The following is an 18,367-nucleotide window of genomic DNA, read 5'->3' on the forward strand; positions in this document are numbered from 1 at the left end:
GCACACCGGAACGACCGACATGACTCACTTCGATACCAGCCTCGTGCCCACCGGCGACATTTTTATCGGCGGCGAATGGCGGCAAGGGCGTGGCAACCCATACAAAAGCCTGTATCCGGCGGATCAGTCGGTCAACATGGAAATCTCGACGGCCAACGCCGACGACGCCCGCGAAGCGGTGGAAACCGCGGATATCGCATGGCGCAAAGCCAATTGGTCCGGCCTCAAGCCGCATCAACGCGCGCTGATTCTGCACCGCATCGCCGATCTGATCATGGCGCGTCACGAAGCGCTCGGGCAATTGCAGCGCCGCGACAACGGCAAGCCGATCGGTGAAACGCGCGTATTGGTGGCGAGCGCGGCGAACACGTTCCGCTACTTCGCTGCGTGCCTCGAAACGCTCGATGAAGAAGTGACGCCTTCGCGCGGCGACTATCTGACGATGAGCATTCACGAGCCGATCGGCGTGATCGCGGCGATCACGCCGTGGAACTCGCCGATTGCCTCGGATGCGCAGAAGCTCGCGCCGGCATTGGCAGCAGGCAATGCCGTGGTGCTGAAGCCCGCTGAGGTGACGCCGCTGGTTTCTCTTGCGTTGGCGCGCATCTGCGAAGAAGCCGGCGTGCCGAAAGGTGTACTGAGCGTACTGCCGGGCAAGGGTTCGGTGATCGGCGACGTGCTGGTGCGCCATCCGTTGGTCAAGAAAGTGTCGTTCACGGGCGGCACCGAAGTGGGCCGTGGCATCGCGCGCATTGCAGCGGACAAGCTGATGCCGGTGTCGCTGGAACTCGGCGGCAAATCGCCGACCATCGTGTTCGACGACGCCGATCTCGATCACGCAGTGAACGGCGTGCTGTACGGCATTTTCAGTTCGTCGGGCGAAGCGTGCATCGCCGGTTCGCGCCTGTTCGTGCAGCGCTCGATTTACGACGCGTTCATGAAGCGTCTCGCGGAAGGCGCACGCAAGCTGCGCGTCGGCGATCCGTCGCGCGCTGAAACGCAAATGGGTCCGCTGATCACGGCGGCGCATCGCGAAACCGTCGAACGTTACGTCGCGCTGGGTCTGGAAGAAGGCGGCCGACTGCTGTGCGGCGGCGAGCGTCCGGTCGGCGACGGCCGCGAAGAAGGTACCTATTTCCAGCCGACGATCCTCGAAGGTCTCACGAACGACGCCCGCATCTGCCAGGAAGAAATCTTCGGCCCGGTGCTGGTCGCCATGCCGTTCGACGACGAAGCCTCGCTGCTGAAAGAAGCGAACAACAGCGTGTTCGGCCTCGCCGCCGGCATCTGGACGCGCGACTACAAACGCGCCTACCGGATCGCCCGCGCGCTCGAAGCCGGCACGATCTGGATCAACACCTACAAGCTGTTCTCGATCTCGACGCCGTTCAGCGGCTGGAAAGAGAGCGGCATGGGACGCGAGAAGGGCCGGCTCGGCATCCGCGAATACATGCAGCAGAAGAGCCTCTACTGGGGCTTGAACGACGCGCCACTGGCGTGGGCGAACTAGGCAAGAGGCACGTTATGACGATTCTCGGCATTGAACAGATTATTTACGGCGTGACGGATCTCGCCACCTGCCGCCGGTTTTTCGCGGACTGGGGCCTGAAAGAGACCGGGCACGACGACAAGCACGCGCGCTTCGAAACGCTGAACGGCTGCACGATTCTCGCCGTCGATGCGAACGATCCGTCGCTGCCGCCCGCCTTCGAAGAAGGTCCGACGCTGCGTGAGGTGACGTGGGGCGTCGCGACGAAAGCCGAACTCGACGAACTGCGCGGCCGTTTCGCCGGCCAGCCAGGTCACTTCGAGACCGACGACGCGCTCGGCTGTATCGATCCGAACGGCATGGCGATTCGCGTCGAAGTGACGCGCAAGCGTGCGCTCGATATTCACGGTTCGCCGTCGAACGTGTGGGGCCAAACGCTGCGCGTCGATCTGCCGTCGCCGATTTACGAGCGCGCCGAACCGGTCGAAGTGGGCCACGTGGTGTTCTTCACGAACCGCCTCGCGGAACAGGAAAAGTTCTATCAGGAACTGCTCGGCTTCGAGATGTCGGACCGCTATCCGGGCCGTGGCGCATTCATGCGTTGCGCGCCGCATGGCGGCCACCACGACATCTTCCTGCTGGCGCTCCCTGGCGGCAAACGCGGCCTGAATCACGTTGCGTTCACCGTGCGGGATATCCACGAAGTATTCGGTGGCGGCATGCACGTCAGCCGTTGCGGCTGGGATACGCAACTTGGCCCGGGGCGTCATCCGGTGTCGTCCGCGTATTTCTGGTACTTCCAGAATCCGGCCGGCGGCCTGATCGAGTACTACGCCGACGAAGACCAGCTGACGCCCGAATGGCAGCCGCGCGATTTCGAACCGGGTCCGACCGTGTTCGCCGAATGGGCGATCGACGGCGGCATCGACGGCAATACGCGTCGCCAGAAGAACGCGAAGGCGCCGGAAGGCAAGTTCATGACGGAGCGAAAAAATGACTGACGCTGCTGCTGCAAAGGCGCAAGCCGCGCACGCCGGACTCGAAGCGCCGCGCACGATCGTTGTGATCGGCGGCGGCCAGGCGGCGGGATGGGTCGTGAAGACCTTGCGCAAGGAAGGCTTCGACGGCCGCCTCGTGATGATCGCCGATGAGATTCATCTGCCGTATGAGCGCCCGCCGTTGTCGAAGGCCGTGCTGGCCGGGGAAGCGGATATCGAAACCGTACGTCTGGTGACGCCCGACGATTTCGAGGCGCTGAACGTCGAAGCATGGCAGCCGGATTGCGCGACGTCGATCGATCGCGAGCAACGCATCGTGCGCACGCAATCGGGCCGCGAAGTGCAATACGACCGCCTGGTGATCGCCACGGGCGGCGCGGCGCGCCGTCTGCCGGATGCACTGGTGAAGACTTCGCACATCGCCTATCTGCGCACGCTCGACGAAGCCGTCGCACTCGGCGAACGGCTGCGCAAGAGCAAGCGTGTGCTGGTGATCGGCGGCGGCTGGATCGGTCTCGAAGTCGCGGCGACCGCGCGCAAGCTCGGCGTGCAAGCGTCGGTCGTGGAAGGCGCGCGGCGTCTGTGCGCCCGTTCGTTGCCGCCGATGGTGTCGGACTTCCTGCTGGATCTGCATCGCGCGAACGGTGTGGATGTGCGCTTGAACGCATCGCTGGTATCGCTCGCGGATCGCCCGAACGACGCCGACCGCATCCGCGCGACCTTCGCCGACGGCTCGACACTCGACGCCGACTTCGCCGTCGCCGGGATCGGCCTCACGCCGCACACCGCACTGGCTGAAGCCGCCGGCCTCAAGGTGCAGGACGGCATCGTCGTCGACCATTTCGGCGCGACCGAAGACCCGCGCATCTTCGCGTGTGGCGACGTCGCGAATCATCCGAGCGCGTGGCTCAGGCGCCGCGTACGGCTCGAATCCTGGGCGAACGCGCAGAACCAGGCGATCGGCGCGGCAAAAGCCTTGCTCGGCACGTTCGAACCGTATGCGGATATTCCGTGGTTCTGGTCCGATCAATACGACGTCAATCTGCAAATCCTCGGCGACATTCCGGCCGATGCGCAACTCGCCGTACGCGGCGATCTGCCGGGCAAACGCGCCACGCTCTTCTATCTGGAAGACAACGCGATTCGCGGCGTGATCGCCATCAACAATCCACGCGAACTGAAACTGTCGCGCAAGTGGATGAACCAAGGCCGGACCATCGACCTTGCCACACTGACCGACGCCTCAACGGCGCTTGCCTAACCACACCTACGGACGGCACCACGGCATGAGAACCATCGATAACACCATGGGGGACCGCAGCAGCGCCGGTGTCTCAGGCCCTGTGACCCGGGGCTCGATCATCGCGCGTCTCGAGCGGTTGCCGAAGAATTCGATGCAGGTGCGCGCGCGCATACTGATCGGTCTCGCGACGTTCTTCGACGGCTTCGACGTGATCGCGATCGCGGCCACACTACCGATCCTGATCGCGAAGTGGCATCTGACGCCGTGGGAAATCGGCTTCCTGATCGGCTCCGGCTCGGTCGGCCAGTTGATCGGCGCGTTCGTGTTCCCGTGGTACGCGGAACGCAAGGGCCGTGTCAGGGCGATTGCATTGAGCTCGGGGATCATCGGCATTACCAGCATCGCGTGCGGTTTTGCGCCGACTTTCGCCGCGTTCGTTGTGTTGCGCGTGATTCAGGGCTTGGGGCTTGGCGGCGAATTGCCGGTGGCCGCGACGTACATCAACGAGATCAGCCGTGCGCATGGTCGTGGCCGTTTCGTGCTGCTGTATGAAATCGTTTTTCCGGTCGGCCTGCTCGCGTCGAATGCGTTGGGCGCGTGGATCGTGCCGCGCTTCGGCTGGCAAGCGATGTATTTCATCGGCGGCATGCCGTTGATCCTGTTCTTCGTGCTGCGCAAGCTGGTGCCGGAGTCGCCGCGCTGGCTCGCCGAGCGCGAACGGATGGCCGACGCCGATGCGGCCGTGCATGCGTTCGAGCGTGCCGCGAAAGGTCCGCTGCCGCCGGTGGCTCATTCTGCCGAATTCGAAGCGATGGCCAATCGTCATCCGAAACGCCGCATGGGCGACCTGTTCGGCCCGGCGTATCTGAAGCGCACGCTGGCCGTGGCGATGTTGTGGATCACCTGCGGCTTCATTCAATACGGTCTGTCGACCTGGCTGCCGACGATCTATCGCACGGTTTATCACGCGCCGTTGCAACTGGCGCTGAATCTGGCGGTGGCCGCTTCGGTACTCGGCGTGGTGGGGTCGCTGACCTGCGCATTGCTGGTCGATAAGGTGGGACGCAAGCCGATCATTAACCTGTCGTTCGTGTTGTGCGCGCTGTCGTTGTTGCTGGCTGGCGTGTTCCACGCGTCATCGGTGTATGTGGTCGCGACGTGCTGCGCATTCTCGCTCGGCTTCCTCGCTTGCGGTTTCATCACGGCATACGTGTACACGCCGGAGTTGTATCCGACCAGCATCCGCGCGATGGGCTGCGGTGTCGGCGGCGCGTGGCTCAAGGTGGCGGCGATCTTCGCACCCGCGATCGTGTCGAAGACGATGATCGGCGGTAATCTGCAGGTCGCGTTCTATATCCTCGCGGCGGTGCCGTTTCTGGCGGCGATCACGGTGCACTTGCTCGGCATCGAGACCAAAGGCAAGGTGCTGGAACAACTCGAGGCTTGACGGTTTGGTGGGCGGTAGATGTGGAAGTGAAGCAGTAGCATGAAGACGAAGGGCGCACTGGGTGGTGCGCCCTTTGTTTTGGGGCAGCGTTACAACGCCTTGCGATACACCACGAAGCCCGAGCGTTCAGCAACGCTGTCATAGAGCCGCATCGCCGTCTGATTCGTTTCATGCGTCTGCCAATAGACGCGCTGCGAACCGTCGGCTTTTGCCCGCGCATACACCGCCTCGATCAGCGCCCGGCCGACGCCCTTGCCGCGCTCCGTCTCCAGCGTGTACAGATCTTGCAAATAGCAGGTCGGGCCCGCCATCGTCGTATGACGGTGATACAGGAAGTGCACGAGGCCGAGCAATTTGCCGTCGCGCTCGGCGACCATCGCATGCATCGGCTCGTAGCCGTCGAAGAAACGCCCCCACGTAATCCGCGTGATTTCGCGCGGCAATGCGGTTTCGCCCGAGCGGCCGTAGAACGCGTTATAGGCGTCCCACAACGGCAGCCACGCGTCGAAGTCGGCGGGTGTGACGGGGCGGATTTGAATCGATTCGGACATGACTGTGGCTCCTTGTCTGGTTATGGGTTGTGGGCGAGCGGTTCGCGCCGTTACGGCTGAGTCGAGCAAGCGTAGAGGGCTGCGCTCAACGCCTGCTCGCGGTCTTCTTTGCTGACGGGGTCAGCTGTGGCCACGCTGCCGCGCTCCGCCAGTTTTGCGGTGACGCAAGCGTCCAGCCTCGCGCGGGCCGTTGCTGCGGGGTTCAGCACGTCGTACGCGAGAGCGGCGCACGCCAGCGCCACGCACCACTTTGCCCCGGCGCCATAGCTTCGGGCTGCGGTCACAGCGTTACGTGTGTGCGTATTCATCGTATCGGCCTCTCCGGCTGCGGCCGTGTGTTGGCAACCCGACAGCCATCAGCATAAGAAATTTGTGGCACCATTGTTAGCTCCACAAGGCGGTCAGAATTTGGAGCCACGAACTTGGACTACGGTCTGTTGATGTCGAGCGTCGAGCGGGCACCAGGCGGCCGCAAGCTGACGCAGCAGGATGTGCTGTACGAGAGCCTGCGCCGCGCGATTCTCGATGGCGCCATCCGCCACGGCAGCCAGCTCGTGCCGACGCGTGCGCTCGCCGAGCAACTCGGCATCGCGCGAAATTCGGTGCTGTACGCCTACGAACGGCTGACCGAAGAAGGCTTCATTACCACGAGCCGGCATGGCTCCATCGTCAGCATGGTGAGCGGCGCGGGCGCGTCGATAACCATGGCCAGCGGCGGCGTACACGCACCCGCGAACCGTCTGTCGCATCGTGTCACCGGGCTGCCGCGCGAGCGCAGCAGCCCGGACGACCCCACACCGTTTCGTCCCGGCGTGCCCGCGCTCGATGAATTTCCGCTCGCGCAATGGCGCGCTTCGATGGAACGCGCGTGGCGCTCGGTCGAGCCGAACGAACTCGGCTACGGCAATAATTCCGGACATCCCGCGTTACGCCGCTCGATTGCTGAATATGTGCGCGTGTCGCGCGGCGTGCGTTGTTCGCCCGAACAGGTGTTCATTACCGCGGGCACCCAGGCGAGTCTGGATCTGTGCGCATGCATGCTGGCCGACCCCGGCGATAGCGTGTGGGTCGAAGATCCCGGTTATCACGGCGCGAAGGCCGCGTTTCAGGCGGCCGGTTTGCGGCTGGTGCCGATTCCCGTCGACGCCGCGGGCATCGCCCCCACACCGGATCACTGGCGGCAGACACCGCCGCGCCTGATGTACATCACACCGTCGCATCAATATCCGCTCGGCAGTGTGTTGAGCCTGGAGCGGCGCTGGTCGATCATCGAGAACGCGGTGGCGCGCGGCGCGTGGATCATCGAAGACGACTACGACAGCGAACTGCGCCACAGCGGTCCGCCTTTACCGTCGATCCAGGGGCTCGCGGCCGATACGCCGGTGATCTACCTCGGCACCTTCAGCAAGACAATGTTTCCGGCGTTGCGAATGGGCTTCATGATCGTGCCGGCGCATCTGGTCGCTGAGGTGGACGAGGCGCTCAGCGAGATCGCGCGGCAGGGTCGCGTGGCCGAACAGATCGCGTTGGCGGATTTCATCGATAGCGGGAAATATGCGCGGCATCTGCGGCGCATGCGGCGGCTCTATCAGCAGCGCCGAGCCGCGTTGGTCGACGCGATCGAGCGGCACATGGGCGATCTGGTGACGATCTCGTCCGATGGCGGCGGCATGCATCTGACGGTGCGGCTCGATGCGCCGCTGCGCGATCAGGACGTGAGCGCGGCCACGCGCGAACACGGCTTGCATATCGCGGCGCTGAGCGCGTTCTGCCAACCGCCCGCAAAGGAAGCCGCGCACTACAACGGTTTTATGCTCGGCTACGCGGGCATCAAGCCAGACGAAGCCGATGCACTGGTGGCGCGCCTCGCCGCCGTGGTGCGTGGACTGGATCGCGAACGTACGCGGCGCTAGAGCGGCGTGTTTGTTGTGACGAACGGCCGCTATGCCATTTCTGCTCTGAGCCAGCGCGCGAGCATGGCGTCGTCGTCCGTATGCAGCGCTTGCGCGATACGCTGCCCGACCGCCGCGCCGAATTTATAGCCATGGCCCGAGCATGCCGAAACAACCAGCGTATTGCCGATACGCTGCGAAAAGAAGCGGCTATCGGCGGTGAACGTGTACGCGCAAGTCTTTACTTCGGTAACCGTATATTCGTCGATGCGGCCGAACGGCGGCGAGAATAGCCGGCGCAACCTGTCGCCTTCGCCGGGCGCGGCAACGCGATTGGCGTCGGGGTCGGCGGCAAGTGTCTTGTGCACGCCCGCGCCGAACTTCAGACCGACGCCGTCGATCGGCGGCAGCACGTAGCCGGCGCTATCGCCGCCGATATCGACAATCGCCGGCGCGTTCGACCACGCGTCCTGCAAGTCCGCGGGCGGCTCCATATAGGCGACCGCGTTGCGATAAGTCATCAGCTTTTCAGCGAGGGCGGGGAACAATTGCAAGGTCCAGGCCCCCGCGGTGATCACGAGCTTGTCGCCGCGAACGGTGCTGCCGTCTTCGAGTCGCACTGACGCCGTAGCCGGATCGACGGCGAGCGCTTTTGCATGCATGCGAATCTCGGCGCCGCTCATCTTGAGCCACGCTTTGACATCGCGTGCTATGCGTTCGCTGAAGAGCGCGCCGCCGTCATGGTCGAGGTAAGCGTAGCGAAAGGTAGCGGGGTCGAGAAACGGATAACGTTCGGCCGCTTCGCGTGCGTCGAGCCGCTCGTATTCGAATTCCATCCGGTCGAGGCCGGCGCGGAACAGTTCGGCACCGTCGCCCGCATATTGCGAAATGCCGAGCACGCCGCAGTTCGCATAGTGCGAAACGCCCAGGTCGTTCCACAGCAGATCCCAACTATCGAACGCTTCAGCGATGGTGTGTGCGTAGCCGTCGGCGTCGCCGTATGCGCGGCGGATCATCCGGTGCTGGTCGCCCGATGCGGCCAGCGGATTGGGAATCGAGCCTTGCTCGATCAGCGTCACGTCATGTCCCAACTTCGCGAGCGCCCATGCCGTGCTCAAGCCCGCAATGCCCGCGCCTACGATTGTCACCCGCATAACTGCTCCCCCCAAATCGGTGCGTTGGGTTCAGAGTCTAGCAGCGTGAAAATTAAGTCGGTGCGCGTTCGTGCGAATTAGCGCGCGCAAACCAGCGAGGCTAGTGCCTCGTGCGAAACGGCGTAAAGCAAGGCGTAAAGCAGGCGGTGGTCTCCGCGCGCCAATGTATCAATGTTTTCGATTCGACGAATTCCGCAGCTGGTCGCGGACTTTCTTCGCTGCGAAGAGCGGCACGTAGTCGAAGACGCGCGCGTCGATTCGATAGTCGGCCAAGGTATCGGCGTACATCTTCGAAACTGTTTCGGCGGGCGTATCGGTTTCTTCCGCGATGTTTTTCACCACTTCGTCGACATTGGGCTCGGGCTGGTGGGACATGGATCTCTCCGGAGTAGGCAGGATGAACCGCGGACAACAGGAGTTTCATTAGAGGCCGTGATGCGCGTTGATGCCAATTGAATCGGTCTATCGCGTGAACTGTCCCACAGAGATTTTTGTCTTGCGGTGCCGCGCATTCCTGCGACACGCCGTCATGCGAGAAATCAATGTGTATGTCGATGATGAATATCTGGGAAATGCGCGTGAGCGTGCGTCATTGGTGCATGGCGATGCGGGTGGGTGTGCGGCTCGTTGCCGTCCCACGCGAAATCATGTTCGTGCTGATGATGCGCGTCGTGGCGATGACGATGCGTGTGGTCCAGCGCGTCATGAGTGTGCGGATGTTCATGACGTTCGCGGATGTGCAGCCAGACGCCCAGCGTCATCAACGCAGCCGCGACCCAGAACATGAGCGGTGGCATGTCGGGCCACAGTACCCACGACAAGGTCACGCCGAATAGCGGCGCGACCGAGAAATAAGCGCCGGTGCGCGCGGTGCCGAGATTGCGCAATGCTACGACGAATAGCACGAGGCTCACGCCGTAGCCGGCGAAACCCGTCAGCATTGCAAGCGCGAGGGTTGCGGCTTTCGGCCACGCGGCGCCGAGGGTGAGCGCGAGCGCGACATTCACCGAACCGGCCACGAGTCCTTTGACGCACGCAATGAACATTGCATCGTTAGCCGACACCTTGCGCGTGAGATTGTTGTCGATGGCCCAGCAGGCACACGCGGCAGCCAGCAGCAGGGTGCCGGGCGGCAGGCCGATGGCGCCAGGCTGCCACGACAATACGACCCCGCCTGCGACGATCGCGACCATGCCGAGGAACACCTGCACGTCGACGTTCTCGCGAAACACGACCCATGCGATCAGCGCGGTGAATACACCTTCGAGATTCAGCAGCAGCGAACCGGTGGCCGCGGGCGTCGTTTGCAAACCGAGCATCAACAGCGCCGGACCGGCGACGCCGCCAGCCGCGATCGCGCCGGCGAGCCATGGGACTTCGCGTAAAGGGAAGCGGTCGTGGCTGACTTGCTGGCCGCGGACATGGCTTTGCAGCCGGCGCATCAGGATCACGACGGCAAGGCCGGTGCCGCTGCCGAGGTAGAACAGGCCGGCGAGCAAAAACGGCGACAACGAACCGAGCAGCGCCTTGGCGAGCGGCGTGGTTGCGCCGAACAGCGCGGCGGCGAGCAAAGCGGTGAAAGCTGCGTTAAAGCGGGTAGACATGAATTGGAAATCCGGTTGAAGCGAGCGCTGCCGACACGATAGCGCTATCCGCCCGCCGACGCTTCGGGAAATAACCGCTCCGACAGAAAATCCACGAAGGCCCGAAGTTTCGGCGACAACTGCCGGCTCGACGGCCATAGCACCGAAAACTGTCCCGTGTGCGCCAGATGGTCTTCGAGAACGGTGCGCAGCGTGCCTGCGCGGATGGCGTCGCGCGCCAGAAAGTCCGGCATGTACGCAATGCCCAGGCTCAATTGCGCCGCCGCGCGCAGCGCCTCCATGTTGTTGCAGGTCAGCGCGGTCGGAAAGCGCGCGGCCGCATCCTCGGGCAGTCCGCGAAACGCCCAGTGTTGCAGCTTGCCCGAGGTCGGAAAGCGAAAGCGCAAACATGCATGCTTCGCCAGATCGGCCGGCGTGAGCGGCACGCCGTGCTGTTGCAGATAGGCGGGCGATGCGCACAGCACGAAGTGGAACGGCCCGAGCCGTTTGGCCATCAATTGCGAATCGGGCAGATCGCCGCTGCGGATGGCGGCGTCGAAACCGCCTTCGATCACGTCGACGATGCGGTCGTTGAAATCCAGTTCGAGATCGACCTCGGGATAGCGTTCTGCGAACTCGGGCAGGATCGGCAGCAGGAAGCGATAGCCGATGGTTGGCAGACTCACGCGCAGCCGTCCGCGCGGCGCGGCGTTGGCTTGCAGCATCATCGACTCGGCTTCGCCGAGCGCGTCGAGAATCTGCCGGCAGCGCTCATAGAAGCGCTCGCCGTCGCCGGTCAGGCTGACGCGCCGCGTGCTTCGCTGCAACAGCCGCACGCCGAGGTGCTGTTCGAGCCGTGCGACGCTTTTGCCCACCGCCGAAGGCGACAAGCCAAGCCGCTGCGACGCGCCGACGAAACTCGACGCCTCCACGGTTTGCACGAACGCGACGATGCCGGTCAGGTTTTCCACCATGGGTCGATTCGAGAATTGAAGTCCGGAGTGTGGCGACTTTATCAGTATTTATCGTGTTGAACTCCGCAATTAAGCTCTGGCAGATCTCCTTCTCAGGAAGCGCCATGTCTGTCAGTACCGTTATGCAACGTCCTTCGAGCGGCTCCGCCGTGCTGGCCGCTGTCTGCCTCGCCGCGGTGATCCTGCCGCTCAGTTTCTCGGCGGGCGCGATCGCCACGCCGGCGATCGGCCGCATCCTCGGCGGCGGGCCGGTCGCGCTCAACTGGATCACCAACGCCTTCATGCTCGCGTTCGGCAGTTGCCTGATGGCCGCGGGCACGCTCGCGGACCGTTTCGGGCGGCGCCGCGTGTTCATGGCGGGCGTCGCGGCGTTTGCGATGATTTCGACCTTGCTCGCGCTCGCGCCGGGCATCGTCTGGCTCGATCTGCTGCGCGCGGCGCAAGGCGTGGCGGCGGCTGCCGCGCTGGCGGGCGGCTCGGCGGCGCTGGCGCAGGAATTCGACGGTCACGCGCGCACGCACGCGTTCAGCCTGCTCGGCACGACCTTCGGCGTGGGCCTGGCGTTCGGGCCCGTGTTGGCCGGCGGCTTGCTCGAAGTCTTCGGCTGGCGCGCCGTGTTCGTGTCGACGGCGCTGCTCGGCGCCGTGTCGCTGTGGCTCGCTGCGCCGCGGATGCGCGAAACGCGCGATCCGGCTGCGGCCGGCGTGGACTGGCCGGGCATCATCAGCTTTACGGCGATGCTGGCGCTCTTTACCGTCGCGATTCTTGAAGCGCCGGAAATCGGCTGGCGGCATCCGGCGATCTGGGCGTTATTGGTGGCGGCGGCGGTCGCGCTGGCCTTGTTCATCGTGATCGAACGGCGCGCCGCGCGGCCGATTCTCGACCTTTCGCTGTTCCGTTACCCGCGCTTTATCGGCGTGCAATTGCTGCCGATTGCGACCTGCTATTGCTTTGTCGTGTTGCTGGTGCTGCTGCCGCTCCGCTTCGTCGGTATCGAAGGACATGCGCCGCTCGTGGCGGGTCTGATGATGATCGCGCTATCGGCACCGATGCTGGTGATGCCGATGTTGGCGGTGCGCCTGAGCCGTCACGCGTCGGCGGGATGGATTTCGGGCGTCGGCTTGCTGGTGGCTGCCGCGGGTCTGCTGTGGCTCGGCGGCATACCGGCTGGCGCCGTGCCGGCAGCGATTTTGCCGCCGATGGTGCTGATCGGTATCGGCGCGGGGCTGCCTTGGGGCTTGATGGATGGCTTGTCGGTCAGCGTGGTGCCGAAGGCGCGCGCCGGTATGGCGACCGGCATTTTCAGCACGACGCGCGTCGCCGGGGAAGGGCTGGCGCTGGCGATGGTCAGCGCGGCGCTGGCCGGCATCACGGCGCGCCGGCTTGCGCCGGCAAGCAGCACGGCGACTGCCGCCGGCACCGTCTCACGCGCGGCCGAGCGGCTTGCAACCGGCGACCTGCACGGTGCGGCGGCGCTGCTGCCAGGCATGCCGCTCGCGCTGCTCGAGCAGCAGTATTCGGAAGCCTTCCGCTTGCTGACATACGGGCTGGCTGCCATTACAGTGCTCGCCGCGCTGGCGACGCTGCGTTATCTCGGCGCGGACGCCGTTGCTCGCGACACGCATTCGGCGCCGATCGCGCCCGCCTGCGACGACGCCTAGCCGCCGCAGGCGCTGGCTGAAACCAGCGACGACTGCGCTGATAAAGCTGTGAACGCGGCCGGCTACTCGACGGCGTGATCCGCCCGCGGCATGTGTCGGTTGAAGCGCCAGCGGTGGCGCGATAAAGCGCTCGACGGCGGCGCTGTGGTTGACCAGGTACCGTGTACGGCGTAAACGTACAGCATCGCCGCCAACGCCCGGGTGGACCTACGATGACGCGTCCGTTTTTCACGATCGGTCATTCCACGCGTCCACTGCGCGAGTTCATCGATTTGCTTGAAGCATCGGAGATCGACACACTGGTGGACGTGCGCAGCATTCCTCGCTCGCGCACCAATCCGCAATTCAATCGCGATACGCTGCCGGGCTCGCTCGCGCCGGCGCATATCGACTACCTTCACCTGAGCGAACTGGGTGGCCGCCGCAGCCATCACAAAGGCGATGCGCCGTCGCCGAACGGTTACTGGACGCATCCCGCGTTTCGCAACTATGCCGACTACGCGACGACGGCCGCATTTCAGGAAGGCCTCGCACGCCTGCTCGACCTCGGCCACCGCCGCCGTTGCGCGATCATGTGTTCGGAAGCGGTATGGTGGCGTTGCCACCGGCGTATCATCGCCGACTATTTGCTGCTGCGCGGCGAGACCGTGTTGCACATCATGGATACGCACCACACCAACCTCGCAACGATGACGCCGGGCGCGCAAGCGCAACCCGGCGGCACCTTGATCTATCCACCGGAAACCGAGTCCTGATCTCTGCGCCATGGCATGAACGCCAGAAAACTCGCTTCACTGAATACGCTGCTGCGCGAGATCCGCGCCTGTACGATCTGCGCGCCGATGCTGCCACATGCGCCGCGGCCGGTCGTTGTGGCGTCCGCGGATTCGCGCATTCTGATCATTGGCCAGGCGCCCGGCGCGCGCGTTCATGCCTCTGGAATTCCATGGAGCGATGCGAGCGGTGCGCGCCTGCGCAACTGGCTCGATGTCTCAGATGAGACTTTCTACGACCAGTCGAAATTCGCGATCGTGCCGATGGGTTTCTGCTATCCGGGCAAAGGCGCAAGCGGGGATTTACCACCGCGGCCCGAGTGTGCCGCGCATTGGCATCGGACCTTGCTGGCGCAGTTGCGCGACGTACGGCTCACGTTGCTGATCGGTCAATACGCGCAACGCTTCGGTCTCGGCGACGGGTTCGGGCCGACGCTAACCGATACGCTGCTGCGCTGGCGCGAGTATGGCCCGAACGTCATGCCGCTGCCGCATCCATCGCCGCGCAATGTCGCGTGGTTCAAGCGCAATTCGTGGTTCGAAGCGGAGATGTTGCCGACGCTGCGGGAGCGGGTATTCGCGGCGTTGAACGGATAATTCCGCCGGGGTCTATTGACGCCGCTGCCGCCTTCAAGTCCTTGGACTCGCTATCGCATAAGCGTCCGGCCGCGCGCTACGCGCTCGATTGCTTCGGCGGTGTGCCGGTTCCCGCAGCGGCGGCAGGTCAGCGGCTGGCGGGCTATCGCCCCGGCTGTTGCGCCGTGCGCCGGCGAAATAAACCGAAATATCCATTTAAGCGTTTGACGGAATAAAACGGCACACTAATACGTATGCCTTATGCCGGCGGCGCAATCAACGATGCTTCGGCATGGCCGTATTTCAAACAGCTTTCGCAGAAACACCTTCTTGCCGACGGAACCACCAATGAACACCCACGCCGACACCCTTACCGATTCGACCGGCACACCCCTGCCGTTGCGTTACACCCGCACGGCGATGCTGCTGCACTGGCTGATCGCGCTGCTGATGATCGGCAATGTCGTGCTCGGCCTGAGCGCGGATTCATTGCCCGACGACTGGGTGCGTCCGGTGGTCGATACCCACAAATCGATCGGTATCACGGTGCTCGGGCTCGCGCTCATGCGCATCTTGTGGCGCGTGTCGCACAAGCCGCCGCCGTTGCCGCGTGAGTTTCCGTCGTGGGAAAAGATTGCCGCGCACGTCGCGCATTTCCTGCTGTATCTGCTGATGATCGCGTTGCCGTTGTCCGGCTGGCTGCACGATTCGGCCTGGAAAGATGCGGCGACCCATCCCATGCGCCTGTTCAACCTGTTTCCGTGGCCGCGCGTCGGCTATGTGATGAGTCTCGATCCGGCGCTCAAGGAGACCTTGCACGACCGCTTCGGCGCGTTGCATACGTGGCTCGGTTACGCGCTGTATGCGTTGCTGGCGATGCATATCGGCGGCGCGTTGAAACACCAATGGATCGATCGCAAGTCGGTTCTCAAGCGCATGGCGCCGTAAGCGCCGCAGCCAGCACGTCCAATCTTTTAACCGCACTCTCGACGGACTCAGCCGTTATTTTGAAGAAAACTCTGGAACAGGCGCTTGCTCTCGCATCGCCGCGCATTCTGCCGCGTCCCGCTACGCTGTCGAGCACGCTGATTCATGTCAGCGTCGTCGCGTTGTGGCTGTTGCTGTTCGCGCGCGCGTTCTTTCTGCAAGGGGTGGTGGCATGGTCGACCGGCATTGCGTACGTGGTGTACGACACCTTGCTGCTCGCGTTCGTCACGTTGAAAACGCTGCCGCTGATGCGTCCCACGCCGCCGCTCGAACCCGACTTCGACCAGCGCGATTTGCCGAGCATGGGCGTGATCGTTGCATCGCATAACGAGGCGGCGGTGTTGCCGGTGACGCTCGCCGCGCTTTTGCGTCAGACGCACGGTCTGGCGCAAATCGTGATCGCCGACGACGGTTCCACCGATCACACCGGCGAACTGCTCACCGAACGCTTCGGACTCACTGCCGCAGCCGAAGGCGTACTGAGCGCGCCGAGTTCGCTTTACCCGAATCTCTACTGGCTGCGCGTGCCGCACGCGGGCAAGGCGCGCGCGCTGAACGCCGCGATCGCGGTCATGACGACCGACACGGTGATGACCGTCGACGCCGACACGCTGCTCGACGACGACGCCACCTACGCGATGCGCGCTGCCTTCGCCAGCGAACCGAAACTGGTCGCGGCGGCGGGCATTCTGGTGCCGGTCTGCGGCAAGTCGGTTGCGGGCCGCGTGTTCCAGTGGTTTCAGACCTACGAGTACATGCGCAACTTCATCGCCCGCTTTGCATGGATGCGTGCCGACAGTCTTCTGCTGATTTCAGGCGCGTTCGCGTCGTTCAAGCGCGACGCGCTAGTCGACGTGGGCGGTTTCGATCCGCAATGTCTGGTGGAAGACTACGAGCTGATTCATCGGCTGCGCCGCTATTCGGTCGATCACGGCCTCGACTGGGACGTGCGCGTGGTCGGCAACGCGCATGCGCATACCGACGCGCCAGGCAACCTCAGCAGTTTCCTGCGGCAGCGCCGCCGCTGGTTCGCGGGCTTCCTGCAGACGCAGTACTGGAACCGGGACATGACCGGCAATCCGCGCTACGGCACGCTCGGCATGCTGATGCTGCCGGTCAAGGCGATCGATACGATGCAGCCCATCTACGGACTGACCGCGTTCGCGCTGCTGCTCGGGTTTCTGTTCGGCGGGCATGGCGCGATCGTCGTGTCGATTTTCAGCGTGATCGGCCTGAAGACCGCGATCGATCTCGCGTTTTATCTGTGGTGCATCCACCTGTACCGCCGCTGGACCGGTGAGCGCACCGGCTCGAGTTTGCGGATGGCTGTCCTCGCGGCGATCGCCGAGCCGTTCACGTTCCAGCTGGTGCGCCATGTCGGCGCACTGCTCGGTTGGCTGCATTTCCTGCGCGGCGGACGTTCGTGGGGCGTGCAACGTCGCTCCGGCCTCGTGGCGCGCGACGAAAGTTAGCGGCGGATAGCCTTATTTGACGCACGCGGGGTGGCAGACAGGCGCGATTGCGCCCATGGGCTGCGCAGCGGGGCATGGCGTGCGGTCGGCGGAACCATGCCGCTTCGGGTTCGAGTAGACTGTGCAACGATGTCGGCCTGCGAATTGCAGGGCGGCAACCTTCTGACCGCTCGTGCACGGAGGCTCCACTCATGCATGCTGTTCCCCCGCTCGAACAAGACATCGTCGACGCGCCGGTCGATGCGTCGCTTGCACATGCAGCCGCGCAAACCGACGCCCCTGCAGCAGGGAATGCACATGCGCCAGATCAGGCCGCCAACGACGCCCCGGTTCGCGATCTGCGCCGCGTCGGCATTCACCCCGACTACTGGTATCCGCTTGCGTGGTCGCATGAAGTGAAGCGGGGCAAGACGCACGGTGTGACGTTCGCGGGTGAGCCGGTCGTGCTGGCGCGTACGGAGTCCGGCAAGGTGTTCGCGCTCGAAGATCGTTGCGCGCATCGTCAGGTGCCGTTGCATCAGGGCGTGGTGGACGGTGAATCGATCCGTTGCGGCTATCACGGCTGGACCTACGACTGCTCGGGCACGTGCATCGACGTGCCGTATCTGGGCCGCGAACGGCTGCCGAATGGCGTGCGTTCTTATCCGTGTCGCGAAGTCGAAGGACTGATTTTCGTGTTTCCCGGCGACGCCGCTTTGGCTGAAGAGCGACCGCTACCCGCGTTCGGCTCCGTATCCGACAAGAAGTACAAGACGCGCCGTTTCGGTCGTCCGGTGAATTGCCACTATTCGTTCATGCACGAGAACCTGATGGACATGAACCATCAGTTCCTGCATCGCCGGCAAATGGGGCAGATGCGCGCGCGTTCGGTGGGGCGCCGGCGCGGCGAGGGCTGGGTCGAAGTCGATTACACGTTTGCGCGCATGGCTGGCCAGCAGCCGATCGGCGAAGCGATCGTGTTCGGCCAAAGCCGCAAGACCGGGGGCGACAACGACAAAGACGTGATGACGATCCGCACCGAGTATCCGTATCAGACGCTGCAGATCCGCACGTCCGATCAGACGCTGGTGATGGATTTGTGGATCGTCTACGTGCCGCTCGATCGCGAGCAGCGCACGAACCGCACGTTCGGCCTGCTGTCGATTCGCAAACCTGGTATTCCTGGCGTGCTGAATCTCGCGTGGCCGCTGCTCGTGTGGTTCACCGAACGTATCTTCAAGGAAGACCGCGCCATCGTCGAAGCCGAACAACGCGCGCACGACACGCAGGGCGCGGATTGGAATCACGAGGTGTTTCCGGTCATCAACGAACTGCGCGCGTTGCTGCGGGAGAGCGGCGCGCCCGATCAGGTGGTGGGCGCCGGCACGGGTGGCGCAACGGTGATCCGCTTCTGGGATTCGCGTCACGGCAACTCATTGTCGAATACCTGATACTCGAGTTTTTGACGCCGCGCAGGATCGTACAATCGTCGGCGACGATGAGCGGTGAGCCGGCGGCATCGGCTACAGCAAGACGGGTAAAACGCATAAAGCGCAGGCTCATCGATCGGGAAATCCAAAATCATAAT

At 63.9% G+C, this 18,367-nt stretch carries 17 protein-coding genes; 11 read left to right on the plus strand and 6 right to left on the minus strand.

The features are described from left to right. Positions 1–19 precede the first annotated feature (19 nt). From AC3WOG_RS21150 to AC3WOG_RS21165, 4 genes are read left to right on the plus strand one after another with little or no spacing between them, the layout of a single operon-like run. The gene (locus AC3WOG_RS21150; RefSeq protein ID WP_492579917.1) at positions 20–1,510 is read left to right on the plus strand and encodes an aldehyde dehydrogenase; all 1,491 of its coding nucleotides are present in this window, start codon (positions 20–22) and stop codon (positions 1,508–1,510) included. A 14-nt stretch (positions 1,511–1,524) separates the two neighbouring features. Then, positions 1,525–2,490, plus strand: coding sequence for a VOC family protein (locus tag AC3WOG_RS21155; RefSeq protein WP_492579918.1), 966 nt, complete (start codon positions 1,525–1,527; stop codon positions 2,488–2,490). Further along, positions 2,483–3,748, plus strand: a complete 1,266-nt coding sequence (locus AC3WOG_RS21160; RefSeq protein ID WP_492579919.1) for an NAD(P)/FAD-dependent oxidoreductase — start codon at positions 2,483–2,485, stop codon at positions 3,746–3,748. Before AC3WOG_RS21155 ends, AC3WOG_RS21160 begins: the two co-directional genes overlap by 8 nt. Positions 3,749–3,773: 25 nt before the next feature. Continuing rightward, entirely contained in the window at positions 3,774–5,177 is a 1,404-nt protein-coding gene (locus AC3WOG_RS21165) for an MFS transporter (protein ID WP_492579920.1), read from the plus strand. An 89-nt stretch (positions 5,178–5,266) separates the two neighbouring features. On the opposite strand, the gene AC3WOG_RS21170 is transcribed toward AC3WOG_RS21165, so the two are convergent. After that, positions 5,267–5,728, minus strand: coding sequence for a GNAT family N-acetyltransferase (locus AC3WOG_RS21170; protein WP_492579921.1), 462 nt, complete (start codon positions 5,726–5,728; stop codon positions 5,267–5,269). Positions 5,729–5,778: 50 nt separating this feature from the next. Beyond that, the gene (locus AC3WOG_RS21175) at positions 5,779–6,036 is read right to left on the minus strand and encodes a hypothetical protein (RefSeq protein WP_492579922.1); all 258 of its coding nucleotides are present in this window, start codon (positions 6,034–6,036) and stop codon (positions 5,779–5,781) included. Between the two features lie 114 nt (positions 6,037–6,150). Here AC3WOG_RS21175 and pdxR point away from each other — a divergent pair, with 114 nt between their 5' ends. Beyond that, complete coding sequence (pdxR, locus tag AC3WOG_RS21180; RefSeq protein ID WP_492579923.1) at positions 6,151–7,641, plus strand: MocR-like pyridoxine biosynthesis transcription factor PdxR; 1,491 nt, start codon at positions 6,151–6,153, stop codon at positions 7,639–7,641. 29 nt (positions 7,642–7,670) lie between these two features. Here pdxR and AC3WOG_RS21185 read toward each other — a convergent pair whose 3' ends face one another. The 4 genes from AC3WOG_RS21185 to AC3WOG_RS21200 all read right to left on the minus strand — a co-directional run bounded on the left by AC3WOG_RS21185 (position 7,671) and on the right by AC3WOG_RS21200 (position 11,328). Continuing rightward, a complete protein-coding gene (locus AC3WOG_RS21185; RefSeq protein ID WP_492579924.1) occupies positions 7,671–8,774 on the minus strand; it encodes an NAD(P)/FAD-dependent oxidoreductase in 1,104 nt (367 codons plus the stop codon). Between the two features lie 168 nt (positions 8,775–8,942). After that, complete coding sequence (locus AC3WOG_RS21190) at positions 8,943–9,149, minus strand: DUF3562 domain-containing protein (protein ID WP_492579925.1); 207 nt, start codon at positions 9,147–9,149, stop codon at positions 8,943–8,945. 164 nt (positions 9,150–9,313) lie between these two features. Then, positions 9,314–10,378 (minus strand): DMT family transporter, encoded by a 1,065-nt coding sequence (locus tag AC3WOG_RS21195; RefSeq protein ID WP_492579926.1) that lies wholly within the window; start codon positions 10,376–10,378, stop codon positions 9,314–9,316. A 44-nt stretch (positions 10,379–10,422) separates the two neighbouring features. Beyond that, complete coding sequence (locus tag AC3WOG_RS21200; RefSeq protein WP_492582394.1) at positions 10,423–11,328, minus strand: LysR family transcriptional regulator; 906 nt, start codon at positions 11,326–11,328, stop codon at positions 10,423–10,425. Positions 11,329–11,435: 107 nt separating this feature from the next. Between AC3WOG_RS21200 and AC3WOG_RS21205 the strand changes: the two genes are divergently transcribed. From AC3WOG_RS21205 to AC3WOG_RS21230, 6 genes are all read left to right on the plus strand, one after another. Further along, the gene (locus AC3WOG_RS21205; RefSeq protein ID WP_492579927.1) at positions 11,436–12,992 is read left to right on the plus strand and encodes an MFS transporter; all 1,557 of its coding nucleotides are present in this window, start codon (positions 11,436–11,438) and stop codon (positions 12,990–12,992) included. A 212-nt stretch (positions 12,993–13,204) separates the two neighbouring features. Further along, positions 13,205–13,747 carry a DUF488 domain-containing protein gene (locus tag AC3WOG_RS21210; protein WP_492579928.1) on the plus strand — a complete coding sequence of 181 codons (543 nt, stop codon included), beginning with the start codon at positions 13,205–13,207 and terminating at the stop codon, positions 13,745–13,747. Between the two features lie 15 nt (positions 13,748–13,762). Continuing rightward, complete coding sequence (locus AC3WOG_RS21215) at positions 13,763–14,362, plus strand: uracil-DNA glycosylase family protein (RefSeq protein ID WP_492579929.1); 600 nt, start codon at positions 13,763–13,765, stop codon at positions 14,360–14,362. A 327-nt stretch (positions 14,363–14,689) separates the two neighbouring features. Continuing rightward, positions 14,690–15,289, plus strand: coding sequence for a cytochrome b (locus tag AC3WOG_RS21220; RefSeq protein WP_492579930.1), 600 nt, complete (start codon positions 14,690–14,692; stop codon positions 15,287–15,289). 59 nt (positions 15,290–15,348) lie between these two features. Continuing rightward, positions 15,349–16,800: a glycosyltransferase family 2 protein gene (locus tag AC3WOG_RS21225; protein WP_492579931.1), complete on the plus strand. Its 1,452-nt coding sequence runs from the start codon at positions 15,349–15,351 to the stop codon at positions 16,798–16,800. Between the two features lie 191 nt (positions 16,801–16,991). After that, positions 16,992–18,230, plus strand: a complete 1,239-nt coding sequence (locus AC3WOG_RS21230) for a Rieske 2Fe-2S domain-containing protein (RefSeq protein WP_492579932.1) — start codon at positions 16,992–16,994, stop codon at positions 18,228–18,230. The last annotated feature ends 137 nt before the right edge of the window (positions 18,231–18,367 follow it).

The organism is Paraburkholderia sp. FW306-02-B, from assembly GCF_058782725.1.

Bases quoted from the DNA above. Each gene is read 5' to 3' on its own strand.
- AC3WOG_RS21165 (WP_492579920.1), top strand. From the start codon at position 3,774: ATGAGAACCATCGATAACACCATGGGGGACCGCAGCAGCGCCGGTGTC.
- AC3WOG_RS21170 (WP_492579921.1), bottom strand. From the start codon at position 5,728: ATGTCCGAATCGATTCAAATCCGCCCCGTCACACCCGCCGACTTCGAC.
- AC3WOG_RS21220 (WP_492579930.1), top strand. From the start codon at position 14,690: ATGAACACCCACGCCGACACCCTTACCGATTCGACCGGCACACCCCTG.
- AC3WOG_RS21160 (WP_492579919.1), top strand. From the start codon at position 2,483: ATGACTGACGCTGCTGCTGCAAAGGCGCAAGCCGCGCACGCCGGACTC.
- AC3WOG_RS21230 (WP_492579932.1), top strand. From the start codon at position 16,992: ATGCATGCTGTTCCCCCGCTCGAACAAGACATCGTCGACGCGCCGGTC.
- AC3WOG_RS21155 (WP_492579918.1), top strand. From the start codon at position 1,525: ATGACGATTCTCGGCATTGAACAGATTATTTACGGCGTGACGGATCTC.
- AC3WOG_RS21190 (WP_492579925.1), bottom strand. From the start codon at position 9,149: ATGTCCCACCAGCCCGAGCCCAATGTCGACGAAGTGGTGAAAAACATC.
- AC3WOG_RS21150 (WP_492579917.1), top strand. From the start codon at position 20: ATGACTCACTTCGATACCAGCCTCGTGCCCACCGGCGACATTTTTATC.
- AC3WOG_RS21175 (WP_492579922.1), bottom strand. From the start codon at position 6,036: ATGAATACGCACACACGTAACGCTGTGACCGCAGCCCGAAGCTATGGC.
- AC3WOG_RS21205 (WP_492579927.1), top strand. From the start codon at position 11,436: ATGTCTGTCAGTACCGTTATGCAACGTCCTTCGAGCGGCTCCGCCGTG.
- AC3WOG_RS21210 (WP_492579928.1), top strand. From the start codon at position 13,205: ATGACGCGTCCGTTTTTCACGATCGGTCATTCCACGCGTCCACTGCGC.
- AC3WOG_RS21185 (WP_492579924.1), bottom strand. From the start codon at position 8,774: ATGCGGGTGACAATCGTAGGCGCGGGCATTGCGGGCTTGAGCACGGCA.
- AC3WOG_RS21195 (WP_492579926.1), bottom strand. From the start codon at position 10,378: ATGTCTACCCGCTTTAACGCAGCTTTCACCGCTTTGCTCGCCGCCGCG.
- AC3WOG_RS21215 (WP_492579929.1), top strand. From the start codon at position 13,763: ATGAACGCCAGAAAACTCGCTTCACTGAATACGCTGCTGCGCGAGATC.